This window comes from Luteolibacter sp. Populi (genome assembly GCF_040801775.1).
Classification (GTDB): domain Bacteria; phylum Verrucomicrobiota; class Verrucomicrobiia; order Verrucomicrobiales; family Akkermansiaceae; genus Haloferula.
This window is the reverse complement of the sequence record NZ_CP161812.1, coordinates 96,217-108,898: the sequence shown is the minus strand read 5'-3', so window position 1 is coordinate 108,898 and position 12,682 is coordinate 96,217. Positions and strand designations below refer to the sequence as shown.

9 protein-coding genes are annotated in these 12,682 nt (G+C 65.7%); 6 read left to right on the top strand and 3 right to left on the bottom strand.

Annotated elements, in window-relative coordinates; genetic code table 11:
- Positions 1 to 117: 117 nt before the first annotated feature.
- Positions 118 to 2,277, top strand: a complete 2,160-nt coding sequence (locus ABWK72_RS00360) for an amidase (RefSeq protein ID WP_367872788.1) — start codon at positions 118 to 120, stop codon at positions 2,275 to 2,277.
- Between the two features lie 186 nt (positions 2,278 to 2,463).
- Positions 2,464 to 4,074, top strand: a complete 1,611-nt coding sequence (locus ABWK72_RS00355; RefSeq protein WP_367872787.1) for a hypothetical protein — start codon at positions 2,464 to 2,466, stop codon at positions 4,072 to 4,074.
- A 25-nt stretch (positions 4,075 to 4,099) separates the two neighbouring features.
- Here the strand turns inward: ABWK72_RS00355 and ABWK72_RS00350 are convergent, their stop codons facing one another.
- Together ABWK72_RS00350 and ABWK72_RS00345 are read right to left on the bottom strand one after the other, a co-directional pair.
- Positions 4,100 to 4,711, bottom strand: coding sequence for a hypothetical protein (locus ABWK72_RS00350; protein ID WP_367872786.1), 612 nt, complete (start codon positions 4,709 to 4,711; stop codon positions 4,100 to 4,102).
- A gap of 18 nt (positions 4,712 to 4,729) precedes the next feature.
- Positions 4,730 to 6,205, bottom strand: a complete 1,476-nt coding sequence (locus ABWK72_RS00345) for an AlkA N-terminal domain-containing protein (RefSeq protein ID WP_367875383.1) — start codon at positions 6,203 to 6,205, stop codon at positions 4,730 to 4,732.
- Positions 6,206 to 6,325: 120 nt separating this feature from the next.
- Between ABWK72_RS00345 and ABWK72_RS00340 the strand changes: the two genes are divergently transcribed.
- On the top strand, positions 6,326 to 6,823 hold the full coding sequence (locus ABWK72_RS00340) for a methylated-DNA--[protein]-cysteine S-methyltransferase (protein ID WP_367872785.1): 498 nt from the start codon (positions 6,326 to 6,328) through the stop codon (positions 6,821 to 6,823).
- A gap of 44 nt (positions 6,824 to 6,867) precedes the next feature.
- Here the strand turns inward: ABWK72_RS00340 and ABWK72_RS00335 are convergent, their stop codons facing one another.
- Positions 6,868 to 8,334: an IS4 family transposase gene (locus ABWK72_RS00335; protein ID WP_367870641.1), complete on the bottom strand. Its 1,467-nt coding sequence runs from the start codon at positions 8,332 to 8,334 to the stop codon at positions 6,868 to 6,870.
- Positions 8,335 to 8,616: 282 nt separating this feature from the next.
- On the opposite strand from ABWK72_RS00335, the gene ABWK72_RS00330 reads away from it, so the two are divergent.
- The 3 genes from ABWK72_RS00330 to ABWK72_RS00320 all read left to right on the top strand — a co-directional run bounded on the left by ABWK72_RS00330 (position 8,617) and on the right by ABWK72_RS00320 (position 12,606).
- Complete coding sequence (locus ABWK72_RS00330; RefSeq protein ID WP_367872784.1) at positions 8,617 to 9,228, top strand: MBL fold metallo-hydrolase; 612 nt, start codon at positions 8,617 to 8,619, stop codon at positions 9,226 to 9,228.
- Between the two features lie 111 nt (positions 9,229 to 9,339).
- A complete protein-coding gene (locus ABWK72_RS00325) occupies positions 9,340 to 11,949 on the top strand; it encodes a hypothetical protein (protein ID WP_367872783.1) in 2,610 nt (869 codons plus the stop codon).
- Between the two features lie 15 nt (positions 11,950 to 11,964).
- Positions 11,965 to 12,606, top strand: coding sequence for a hypothetical protein (locus tag ABWK72_RS00320; RefSeq protein ID WP_367872782.1), 642 nt, complete (start codon positions 11,965 to 11,967; stop codon positions 12,604 to 12,606).
- Positions 12,607 to 12,682 lie beyond the last annotated feature (76 nt).

Sequence of the window (12,682 nt, the reverse complement as noted above, 5' to 3'; positions counted from 1 at the left end):
ATACACCGCACCTCACGAACTGTCCGGATCGAAGGGAACCGGACTTCCGATCAAGCATGCGGACCGAAGGTTCGGGTTGTGAGGAATGCACGATCAAACCCGTTCACAACGTATTCCATGAGCAACATTCCTCCATCCGCCCGCGGGGCCTTCCTACCATCCCCGCTAGCCAGCAAGCCCTCCCGTTTGCGACCATCCGCAGCAGCCCCCTACCCGGGCTCCGCGAGGCGTTGGCTTTTGGTCGCCGCCCTGGCGACCTCGTTGCCCGGCAGTGCCTTCGCCGCCAAGAAACTCGAAACCGAATTCAATCTCGAAACCGCCACCTTGCAGGAGGTGCAGCTCGCGATGGACTCCGGCGCTCTGACCAGCGTGGAGCTGGTCAATATCTACCTCCGCCGGATCGCGATCTACGACCAGAATGGCGCCCCCTTCTTCAATTCGGTCCTCCACATCAGCCCGGACGTCCTCGAGCAAGCGCGCGAGGCCGACCGTCTCCGCGCCAGCGGCACCAAGCTCGGCCCCCTGCACGGGATTCCCTGCCTGGTCAAAGGCTCCTATAGCGTCAAGGGCTTGCCGACCTCGGCCGGCACCACCGCTTGGGCCGATCTGATCGCCCCCGAAGATTGCTTCCTCGTGGGCAAGCTGCGCGAAGCCGGCGCGATCATCATGGGCCAGGCCAATATGGACACCTGGGCGAACTCCGGGCAGAGCTCGACCTCCCAGATCAAGGGTGCCGTGAAGAACGCCTACGTGCTCGGCACCACCGCCGGCGGGAGCAGCGGCGGCTCGGCCGTCGCCACCGCCGCGAACTTCGCGTTCTTCGCCTTCGGCGGGGAAACCGGCGCTTCGATCCGCGGCCCCTCGGATCGCAATGGCCTCGCTGGCCAACGCCCGACCGCCGGTGCCCTTCCTTCCAATCACATCGTGAACCTGAGCCCCGAGCGCGATGTCGTGGGCCCGATGGCGCGCAACGTCGGCGACATCGCCGCCATCCGCGACGCCGTCTCCTTCCAGGATCCCGAGGACCCCTGGGCACCGATCCTGCCCTTGTTCACCGACGGGCGGCCCTTCCCCCAAGGCTTCAACAAGGCCATCGAAACCGCGACGCTTTCCGGGAAGAAGCTCGGCATCATCGGCACCTACGTCGGTCTCACCCATCCCGAGCCCGGCGAAGGTGCGACGTCCGCCACGACCGACATCATGACCACCCGGCCCGAGGTCTTCGCCAATCTCGAAGCCTCGAAGACCCTGATGGAAGGCGCGGGAGCCACCGTCAGGACCGTATTCCTGCCGCCCGCTGTCAGCACCACCTATGATCGTGGCGCGGAAGCCCCCCAGCGCGTGCTCTCCTCCCAGCCGATCAGCGGCCGCTTCAACGCCTACGCCCACCGGGGAATGGTCGAGTTCCTGGTGCGGACCCCCGGCGACACCACCGACACGCTGGCCGCGAAGGTCATCGCGAAGGCCGCCCTGCCAACCGGCAATACCGGCAGCCGGACGATCAACGACACCACCATCGGCTACATGTACACCTTCGGGGAGAACTCCGTGGTGACCGGTTCTGAAGCGCTCTCCTTCGCCTCCGATGAGGCCGAGGAGCACTACACGGCCGTCCGCGAAATCCGCCGCAAGCTGGAAGCATGGATGGACGCCGAGGACCTCGACGCCCTGGTCTTCCCGGTGGACTCGGGCAAGACCGCGACCGTCGGTTCCGTCAATGGCCGCGACCCGATCAACGCGATGCACATCCCGGGCACGGTCGTCCCCAACGGCTCGCTTCCTGATGGCGAACCAACCTGCCTGATCTTCGTCGGCAAGGGCTACGAAGACGTGGAAGTCTTCAAGCTCGCCTACGCCTTCGAGCAAGTCTCCAAGAAGCGCTACTCCACCCCGCTGGCTCCGGCATTGCCCGAGGAATCCTTCACCTACGCCGTGAAGGTGAAGAAGGGCAAGCCATCCGGCGGGCCCATCATCACCCTCGCCGGCGTTCCGAAAAAGGTCGGCACCGGGGCCGAAGCCACGCTCGATATCCGCGGCAAGATCGTGAAGGCCGCCGATCTCGACTTCGTGTCGGTCTTCCTCAATGGCAAGCGGATCCCCGTGTCCCTGACCAAGGCGGAGAACAACAAGAGTTGGACGGCTAGCATGCCGCTCTCCTCCGCTCTCGCCGCGGCAGACGGGTCACCCCGGGTCATGCTCACGGTCGAAGCCACCGATGCCGATGGCGATACCGACATCAAGATGAAGGCCATCAAGCTGAAGCCGGTCGTCAACTAAGCCACGGGATCTGATAGGATTCCACGGAGCGGGGAGAGGCGCTCTCCCCGCTCCGTTCAACTTCTGTCCGCAAGGCAGGGACCTTTCTCCGAAAGGTCCGGCTGGGGATGCGCCTGAAGGCTCCCCACCACATCGCTTCGCTTTCGGTCACCGCCATCCGCCGCCATTTCCAAGACAGCCTCTAACATGCAGACTTCTTCAAAGCTTCGCGCCCTCGCCTTCATCATTGCTGCGGTCGCCCTCGTCTCGATCGCCTTTCTGTTTCTTTCCGGCCCTCGCTCCACTCCTCCTCCAGCGGCAGCCTCTGAGCCCCACACCGCCCCGGCCGCTCCCCGTCCAGCAACCCATGGCAACCCTCTAACAGCCGCCGACTGGATGGAGAAAATCCGGCAGGTCCCCGCCGCGGCCCGACCCGCGCTGATGCGCGAGGTCCTCGCGATCGCCGACGCCGGCTTGCGGGATGAGATCGCCACCGCGCTCGCCATGGCATGGATGGAGGATGACCTGGACAACTACCTCGCGTTCGTCGACGCGCAACTCGTCTCGGAGGGCCTCACCTCGGAGTCCACCAAGCGTTTCTCCGTCGCGTTGATGCGCAGCTTCGAAACGGCCGCCGGAAAAACCGAACTGAAGGGCAAACTGCGCTACGTGGCGGAAGCCATCGTGACCTACCTCATGGCGACCCATCCCGATGGCGCGGAAGCTTGGGCGCGGGAATACCTCGTCAGCCTCGACCTCGACATGGCCCTCGCGCGAATCGCCCCGGCGATGGCCTCCACCGCTCCGGCGAAGGCGATCGAAATTTTCTCCGGCATCAAGTCGGTCGCACCGCGCCTCTCGGCAGCTTCAACGATGGGGGCCGCCTTGGTGAAGCACGATCCCGCCGCCGCGATGACTTGGGCGAACTCCATCCACGCCCACACCGAACGGACCCTCGCCATGGGTGGCGTGGTAACCGCAATCTCGGATGCGGACCCGACACGGGCAGCAGCGCTCCTGAAGGCGTTTCTGGAAAAAATTCAGAACGAATACACCAGCCTCCGCGAGAAGGACCGCCAGCAAGCCGGGGTCAAGCCCGAGGATGAGTTCGAGACCCGCGAGCTATACGAAGAGTATCTTGAGACCAACGGCTACGCGCTCATGCAGCCGGACACGCCCGAGGCCGACTACCTCCTCAAAGCGGGCGAGCAGATCGGCTTCGACCTCGCCAAGACCGATCCCCTCGGGGCCATCGCCTGGGCGAAATCACTCGCAGTCGGCATCTTGCAAGCCCACGCGATCAGCGGCGCGCTGTCCGGATGGAGCACCTGGGCTCCGCAGGAAGCGGTGAACTACTACGTCCAGAACTATGGCTACAACCCGGTCACTCCGACCTATCTCTTCGAGAACTGGGCGAACCAGGATCTGGAAACCGCCGTCGCCGCGGTGAAAAATCTCCCTGAAGCCGGACAGCAATCCGCGGCCATCCAGGGAGTCACCACCAGCTGGCTCGATTCCGGGGAAGACCTCCCCGGCCTCATCGAATGGGTCGGTCAATTGCCCCCGGGCAAGGACCGCGATACCGCCCGCCTGGCCATCATCGAACAAACCGGCGACTCGGACCCGGCCGGAGCATGGCTACTCGTCACCCAAGTCACCGACCCCACCGCCCGCAAGCTCGCCGCCCAAGAGGTCTTCTCCGTCCTCGCCGTCGATCGCCCCGCCGCAGCACGGCAAATGCTCGCGGACTACACGGCTCCCGCTCCAGAACTCCAGGCCCTCGCCCGCATCCTCGCCATGGCGCAAGAGTCACCATAACGCCTCCGCCTCTCGGAATCCCGATCTAGCGATGGGCGAAGACCTTGGATTCCTTCACGTAGGTCCGGACCAGTTCCTCTGCTTCTCCCGCCCTGCCCCTGGTGATGGTGTGGAACGGCAGAAATCGAAATACCTGTGGGCCCTCGAAAAGCAGGATGCCATCCTCAAGGAGGCGAGCTTCGGTAAAGACCGCCCATTGCAGCTCGCCACTGGACTTCGAGCCCCTGGTCGAGAATCCTTCTTCCGATAGGCAGATGCGAAGCTCATCGTTGAGATGAGGTGACTTGCGAAGCCTGCGCTTCAGAAGCCACCGGTCGATGCGGCGCGCGGAAAGAAAGAGCACCAGCACGATCACCATGACCACTGCCACGAGATAGGACTCAAGGAACCAAAGCAAACCCGCCAAGACCACCAGCATGACGCTGGCGATCCATCGCACCGGAGTCTCAAACCGCGCCAGCTTTCTGGTGCCATGGTACTTGCGGTACATCTCGAGGATCATTTCTTCCGAGAATTTGAATTCGAAGACCACCATGACAGCGGGCATTTGACCCACGAAAGCGGATCTCGCAATAAGTTTGTCACGTCCGCCGCCTCGGCTCCCAGCTCCGGAGGGCCGGCGGAAACGCGGCTCCACGGGGCGCATCGGGGCGATCTAGCTTACCGGAAGCCCCCCGCTCCCCACCTTGCCCCTCCACACATGCAGCACCGCATAGCTCCGCCACGGCCTCCATCCTTGTGACATCTCCTCCGCCCGCTTCGCACTCACCCCACCGAGATTGTTCCGCACCGCGATGTCTTCCTTCGGAAAAGCATCCGGCCAGCGCAGGGCGCGCATCGCGATGTATTGGGCGGTCCAAGGACCGATCCCGGGCAGCGCGACGAGTTGTTGGATCGCGGCTTCCGGATTCGCGCCGGCTTCGAGTTGCAGCGATCCCGAATGATACGCCCGCGCCAAGCCGATGATACAAGCCGAGCGCGCGCTGACGATGCCGAGCTTCGCCACGTCATCAATGCTCGCCGCCGCGACCTTTCCCGCCAGTGGCGTGAGCCGCGACAGCTCCGGGAAGGGCGTCTCGATCTCCTCGCCGAAGGCATCGGCGAAGCGGCAGGAAATGGTGGTCGCTGCCTTCACCGTGATCTGCTGGCCCAGGATCGCGCGGATCGCGGTCTCGAAGCCGTCGAAGGCCCCGGGCACGCGCATGCCGGGATTGCTCGCCACGATCTCCCTGAGCAGCGGGTCCTTCATCAGGTGCGCCGCGATCAGGTCGGGCCGGGCTGTTAGATCGAAGAGATGGCGCAGCCGCCCTAACAGCGCGGGCAGCACCGGCACCAGCGAATGGGAAAACTCCACCATCAGCGCGTGCTTCTGCGGCGCATGCGTCACCCGGATCCAGCCGCGCTGCTTGCCCAGGCGGACGGTGCGCGCGTAGCTGTCCGCAGTCACGAATTCCACATCCCGGATCGTCCGCAGGCGCAGGAAGTTCAGCGTGCCCTTCCAATCGTAGGGCGGGCGGTAGCTGAGTTGCAGCGTGGAGGTATCGCTGGCCGCGATCTCCGCCGCGTGCTGCACCGCCTCCTTGCGCAAGCGCGTCGGCGGCATCCGGTAGTGCGTGCTGAAGGCGTCGTTGAAACGCCGCAGGCTGGAGAACCCGCTGGCGAAGGCGATCTCCGTCACAGGCAGCTTGGTCTCCGTCAGCAGTTGCTTCGCCAGCAAGAGCCGCCGCGTTTGCAATAACTCCACCGGCGAGACCCCGAGTTCCTTCTGCACGATCCGGCGCAACTGCCGCGAGCTGATCCCGAACTGCCCGGCGATCTCCTCCAGCCCGCCGCCGTCTTCGTCCGCCTGCTCCTCCATCCGCTGCACGATCAGCCCGGCGATGCGGTGCGCGTTGTCCATCGGTGCGTGCCCGGGTGCCAGCTCCGGCCGGCAGCGCAGGCAGGGCCGGAAGGCCGCCTTCTCCGCCGCCTCCGCACTGTCGAAGAAGCGGCAGTTCCGCGCCATCGGCGCCTTCACCGGACACACCGGCCGGCAATAGATCCCGGTCGAGGTCACGCCCACGTAGAAGACCCCGTCGAAACGCGGATCGCGGGAAGTCAGCGCCTCGTAGGCGGAATGCGGGTCGATCACCATGCCGCCACCCTAGCCCCGCTTTCTTTCCGATGCTGGCCATTTTCGGACATGCGAATTTTTTCGCTTTCATGTCCGGAAACGGCCAGAACTTTTCCCGGAACCGGTCATCTTGCCCTCGTGAAAACTTACTACTACAAGGACATGAAAACGCCGGTCGGCCTGCTGCGCCTCGTCGCCAGCGACAAGGGCCTGGCCGCGATCCTGTGGGAGAACGACGACCCGAAGCGCGTCCGCCTCGGCGAGTTGGTGGAGAACCCCGGCCATCCGCTCCTCCTCGAAACCGGGCGCCAGCTCCAGTCCTACTTCGCCGGCACGCTCGCCAGATTCACGGTGCCCCTCGACCCCGCCGGCACCGACTTCCAGCGCAAGGTCTGGACCGCCCTCGTCACCATCCCCTTCGGCGAGACCCGCAGCTACGCCCAGATCGCCAAGCAGATCGGCCACCCCGCCGCCGTCCGCGCCGTCGGTGCCGCCAATGGCCGCAACCCGATCTCGATCATCGCCCCCTGCCACCGCGTGATCGGCTCGAACGGCAAGCTCACCGGCTTCGCCGGCGGCCTCGAAGCCAAGGCCTTCCTGCTCGGCCTCGAAAACCAGGACGCCCCCATGCTCTGAAAAGTCGCGCAGCGACCCTGGAGTGCGGAGACTCGTCCTGCCCGTTACCCACAACTTTTCATTTTAAAGACTCGCCACGCCTGCGCGAGGGTCCGCAGCTTTGCGAGGCCCCGCCACAGCACTTCGGGGCCGGGTTCCCCGTCGCTCTTCCTCCCAAGGAATCCGCCCAGCCTCGCGATCATCCGCACCGCTTCGCCGGTCGCCGGCGGCCGTTCCGGCGGCGGCCCGCCGCCCGCCGCGTGCACCGGGAGCACCTCCCATTCGTCGCGCTCCAGCCAGCCTTCCACGGGGAGCCCCGGGCTGATCCGCGCCTGCCAAACCAGGGACAGCAGGTGCACCGCTACGACCATGTCCAGCGCGATGAAGGCCTTGAGCTTCTCCGCCGCGCGCACCTGCCGGCTTTCCACCCGGCAGCCGGTCTTGAGCACGCGGTGGAAGTCCTCGATCCGCCAGCGCAGGGCATACCAGCCGACCAGCCGCGCGGCGTCGCCGGCGTCCGCGACGGGTTCGGTCGTCAGCAACTGCCAGCACACCGGCTCCACGCCCGGCGGCGGGTCGATCTCCCGGACTTCCAGCGCCCACAGTTCCAGGCTTTCCGACAGCCCGAGGTGTTTCTTCTTGTGGGCGGGCACCGCCAGACGGACCCGCCCGGCCCGCACCGCGAGGGTGGCCTTGCGCGCCTTGAGCCCTTGCTTTCCCCGCGGCAGGTCGACCACGAGGGTGGCCGTCACCGGCAGCGCGGCGGGGGTCTGCCACAACGGCGTGCCGCCGTCCTCAAGCTTGCGGTCGTGCTGGCTGCGCACCAGCAATCCGGCTCCGCCGCCGCGTTGCGCGCGGGTTTGCTGGCAGGCGGCGAGCAGTTCGTAGATGTCGGCCTCGCGGTCGGCGACCGACAGCACCGCGCGCGTGCCGCCGAGGTCTTCCCACAGCCGCTGCGCCTCGTGCCAGCCGCCGACCCAGCGGTGGCTTTCCTTTTCTTCCAAGGGCTGGCGGTTGCGCTTGCCGGCGGGCTCGCCGGCACCGCGGGGTTGCCGGGCGTAGACAAGGGCCGAGGCGAGGCCGTGGACCGCGCCGTCCGTGCCGACCACGAGCTGGCCGTGGACGAAAAGGCCGGGGGAGCGATCCTTGCCATGGCCGGCGGTGGGGCCCAGGCCTTCCTTGCTACGATGGTTGTCGTAATTGAGCGCGGTGGTGTCCTGCAAGACCAGCAGCGCGGTTCCCTCGTCCCCAGCCCGCAGCCGATCCAGCATCGCGGCGCGGTGGGCGGCGAGGATCGCCCCGCAGTTGACCTCGGGCTGGTCGAAGAGCCGGTAGCAGGCCTTGGTGCCGGACCAGTCGCCGCAAGCGGCGGGAACCGGGGCGGTGGGATTTCGTGCGAAGTCGGAGGCCACACGCACAAAGCGTCGGCTGCGGCGAGGGTCGCCGCAATCCAAGGTTGCAAATTCGGTTCCAGCCCAGGAGAGGGCGGCTTGCGGGTCGGGAGGATTGAGGTCGGAAGAATCGAGGTCCATCCGCGAAGCTGATGTAAACAGTCGTTTAGTACCAGCGCGATTTAAGTACGACCTCGAAAAGTTGTGGGTAACGGGCAGGACTCGTCACCGCCTTTCTTAGCGAGACTTGTCGAGCGTCCGAAGCACGGGCCGTGCTGACCTCACCAGTCCAAGCGCGGATCGCCCGTCCTTCGTCCTCGACAAGCCTGCGGATAGAAGAGCGGCGACAAGTCTCCGCACTCCAGGGCGGCTACACCGCTCCCGACATTTGACAGTCCGGCATGGGCTGAGCTTGATCCGGACATGCCCGATTGCTTCACCGGCGGCTTCGTCCAGACCAATGGCTACCTGATTGAAACGCCCGAGGGCGGACACCTCCTCGTGGATGCGCCGCAAGGCATCGCGGCGTGGCTGGCAGCCCGCGGCATCCGGCCCGTGGCGCTGCTGCTGACCCACCAGCACTACGACCACGTGGAAGATGCGGCAGCGGTGGCGGACACGGGGGCGAAGGTTTACGCGTGGGCGGCCTATTCCACGGAGCTGACCCTGGAAGAGCGGGTCCGTTCCTGGGGCATGCCGATCGTGGTCCCGCCCTACACCGTCGAGGAAATCCTGGGGGGCCGGGAGACGCTCGAAATCGGCGGCCTGCAGATCGGGCTGGCGCACGTCCCGGGGCACTCGCCGGACAGCGTCACCTTCCACCTGGCGGAGCGCGGCGAGCTGTATGGCGGGGACACGCTTTTCGCGGGCTCGGTCGGGCGCGCGGACCTGCCCGGCGGGGACATGGGGCTGCTGGTGGACGGGATCCGCGGGAAGTTGTTCACACTGCCGGCGGATACGGTCGTTTTCCCCGGCCACGGCCCGGAAACGACGATCGGCGCGGAACGTGCTGGGAACCCGTATGTCGGCGATTGAAGCCGCCCTACCGAATCCTACGGATTGCGAGAAATCCGCTGGAATTCCGGCCCTTCCCCTGCGACTTTGGTAAAGCAGATGAAACATCCGACGTTTCTGGCGTAATTACCCATGTCCGAAGACCCGCAAACGCCGGTTGAGATCCCGATTCCCGAATCGCTGCGCAAGCAGTTGGGCGCGTTCCGCCGCCAACTGTGGCGGGCGAAGATCGCGGAGGCAGTCTTGGCAGGTTTCTTCGGGCTGCTGCTTTCCTACCTGCTGGTGTTCGCGCTGGACCGGGTCTGGCAGACGCCGGGGATTGTCCGGCTGGGGATCCTGCTCGGCGGCACCTCGCTGATGGCGGTATTCGCGCCGCTGTGGCTGCACCGCTGGGTCTGGAAGCACCGCCGGGAGAACCAGCTCGCGCGGCTGATCGCGCGCCGCTATCCGGGGCTGGGCGACCGGTTGCTGGGCGTCGTGGAACTTCAGGGCCAGGTGGAAGCCGCGGACACGCTCTCGCCACGGCTGCGGGCGGCGGCGATGGAGCGGGTGGCGCAGGAGACCGAGCGGCGGAAGCTGGACGACGCGCTGCCGGCCTCGCGGCAAAAGCCATGGGCGCTGGCGGTGATGGCGCTGTTCCTGACCGCGACCGCCGCACTGATTTTCACCCCGAAGGCCGGCCTGAGTTCGCTGAAGCGCTGGCTGATGCCGCTGTCCCCGGCCGAACGCTACACTTTCACGATGCTGGAGAAGGTCCCGGCGGCGATGCCCGTGCCGCAGGGCGAGGCCTTCTCGATCACGCTGCGGTTGTCCGAGGACAGCGAATGGCGACCGGAAACCGGCGAGGCTCGCTACGGCCGGCAGGACCCTATCACAGCACCATTGGAAGGCTCGCAGTACCGCTTCGATTTCCCGGCGCAGCAGGACCCCGCGGTGCTCAAGGTGGTGATCGGCGATGCCAAGCACTCGATCCGCGTGACCCCGACCCTGCGCCCGGCGATCCGGCGGGTCTTCGCCGAGATCAAGCATCCCGACTACCTCGGCCTGCCGGATCGCGAGGTCGATCTGGGAGCCGGGGTGCTTTCCGCGGTCCAGGGCAGCAAGGTGCAGGTCACCATCGATGCCACCCGCGATCTGGCGTCAGCGCGCTACGGCCCGCTGACCCAGGAAGAGGTCACCGCGCCAGGTGAGGAAGGCGCGATGGAAGTTCGCGCCAATACTGCCCGCACGCCGGACATCGCGGTGGCGGAGAAAGGTTTCACGCTGCCGATCGCCTGGTCCGACGTGATCGGATTGGAAGGTGAGAAGGGCTTCAAGGTGCGGGTCGATTCACTGCCCGACCAAGCGCCGGGCATCTACATCCAGGGCATCCCGAAGCAGCACGTGATCCTGCCGGAAGAGACGGTCGATTTCGAAACGATCTCGGAGGACGACTTCGGAGTGCGCATGATCGGGATCGAGTGGCGCGGCGAATTCACCCGCGCAACCGACGAGACCCCGGCGAGCGGCGAACTCCAACTGGCCGAGGGCGCGCCCGCGATGAGCCGGCTATCCTCGAACGCGGCCTTCTCCCCTGCGGCTTACAAGATCCCGCCGCAGAAGCTGATCCTGCGGGCTTGGGCGGAAGACTACCTGCCGGGCCGCCCGCGGACCTTCTCCGAGCCGGTGACGCTGTTCGTGCTGACGCTCGACGAGCACGCGCAGATGCTCAAGACCCAGTTCGACCGGGCGATCGGCGAGTTGGAAGACCTGGCGCGGCGCGAGCGCAATCTCTACGAGGAAAACCAGCGTCTCGAACGCCTGACGCCGGAGGAGCGCAAGAAGGAGGAGAACATGAAGCGCCTGGAGGCGCAGCAGGAAGGCGAGCGCCAGCAAACCGACCGGATGAAGGAGCTGGCCCAGAAGATGGAGGAGCTTTTCAAGAACAGCGCCCGCAACGAGTCGATCGACAAGGAGACGCTCAAGAAAATGGCCGAGACCATGCAATCGATGAAAGAGCTGTCCAAGGAGGACATGCCCAAGGTCGAGGGCAAGCTGAGCGAGGCCCAGGACCAGCGCAATACCGACGAGAAGTCCCAGCAGGACATGAAGGAGGCCGTGGAGAAGCAGAAGGAAGTGCTCGAGAAGATGCAGGACGCGGTGGACAAGGCGAACGATGCCAACCAGCGCTTCGAGGCCAGCACCTTCGTCAACCGCTTGAAGAAGGCCGCCTCCGAGCAGGAAGGCATCGGCTCCAGCGTCTGGGAAGCGATCGAGCGGACCGGCGGCCTGTCGCGCGACGAGATCGATCCCGCCGAGGAAACCAAACTGGCCGAAACGGTCCGGCAGCAGGCGAACACGACTTCCGACGTGCGCTGGATCCAAGAGGACCTGAACCACTTTTTCACCCGCACCAACAAGGAAGCCTACCGCAAGATCCTGGACGCGATGACCGAGTCGCGGATTGATCTGGCGCTGGAAGACCTGCGCGGCGAACTGGAGATCAACCACGGTGCGATCGCCCGCGGTGCCGCCGACCACTGGGCCGCCAAGCTCAAGGAGTGGGCGAAGATGCTGGAGGGCGAGAAGGATGAGAAAGGCGGCGGTGGCGGTGGCGGCTCGGCCGGTGCCGACCAGGATGAGGATTTCGAATTCATGCTGCGGGTCATGAAGATGATCCAGCAGGAGCAGGACATCCGCGCGCGCACCCGGGCCCTCGAGACCTTGCGCCGCTCCTACGACGACAGCCCTTCGGACAACTGACCTGACGACTTAGCCATGAAGACCGCCGCACTGATTTGGATCGCCGCCGCGCTGGCCTGCGCCGCGGAGGAGCAGGATCTCGTGACCAAGATCGCCACCCATCAGGATGGCTCCCGCAAGCTGGCGGAGACGCAGGACGAACTCGCCGCGGACGTGCAGCAGCTCATCATCGAGCAGACCCAGCCGAAGGTCATCGAACTTCTGGAAGGGGTGAACGAGGCGATGGATGAAGCCTCCGGGCTGCTGGTGGAATTCGACACCAGCGGGATCACGATCGCGGCGGAGACGGATGTGATCGAGAAGATTTTCGAAGCCGCCAAGGAGCGCCAGAAGCAGAAGCAGCAAGGCCAGCAGCCGCAGGAGGGCCAGGAGCCCGGCAGCGCGATGATGGACATGATGGAGCGGATGATGGGTCTCGACCCCGACGGCGACAAACCGGGCAAGGAGCAGCAGGGCCAGCAACCCGGCAGCCAGGGCGGCGAGGGCCAGACCGGGATGTCCGATTCCGCGAACGGTGCGGGCGGCGGAACAAGCGGCGGCAAGATCGAGGAGCGGCGCGTGCCGAAGTCGTCCGGCACGGCGGGTGAAGCCCTGCCCAAGGAATTTCAAGAGGCGCTGGACGCTTACAACCGCGACGCGGAGAAACTGGCAAAATGAGAGAAGCTCACCATAGCAGGCGAAGCGAAATGCCGAATGCCGAATTCCCGAATGACGAATGTCGTGTCGAAGGGAA

What these genes read in the sequence shown, in the direction of transcription:
- ABWK72_RS00355 (WP_367872787.1), top strand. Translation starts at nt 2,464, where the DNA reads ATGCAGACTTCTTCAAAGCTTCGCGCCCTCGCCTTCATCATTGCTGCG.
- ABWK72_RS00335 (WP_367870641.1), bottom strand. Translation starts at nt 8,334, where the DNA reads ATGGACCTCGATTCTTCCGACCTCAATCCTCCCGACCCGCAAGCCGCC.
- ABWK72_RS00360 (WP_367872788.1), top strand. Translation starts at nt 118, where the DNA reads ATGAGCAACATTCCTCCATCCGCCCGCGGGGCCTTCCTACCATCCCCG.
- ABWK72_RS00325 (WP_367872783.1), top strand. Translation starts at nt 9,340, where the DNA reads ATGTCCGAAGACCCGCAAACGCCGGTTGAGATCCCGATTCCCGAATCG.
- ABWK72_RS00320 (WP_367872782.1), top strand. Translation starts at nt 11,965, where the DNA reads ATGAAGACCGCCGCACTGATTTGGATCGCCGCCGCGCTGGCCTGCGCC.
- ABWK72_RS00330 (WP_367872784.1), top strand. Translation starts at nt 8,617, where the DNA reads ATGCCCGATTGCTTCACCGGCGGCTTCGTCCAGACCAATGGCTACCTG.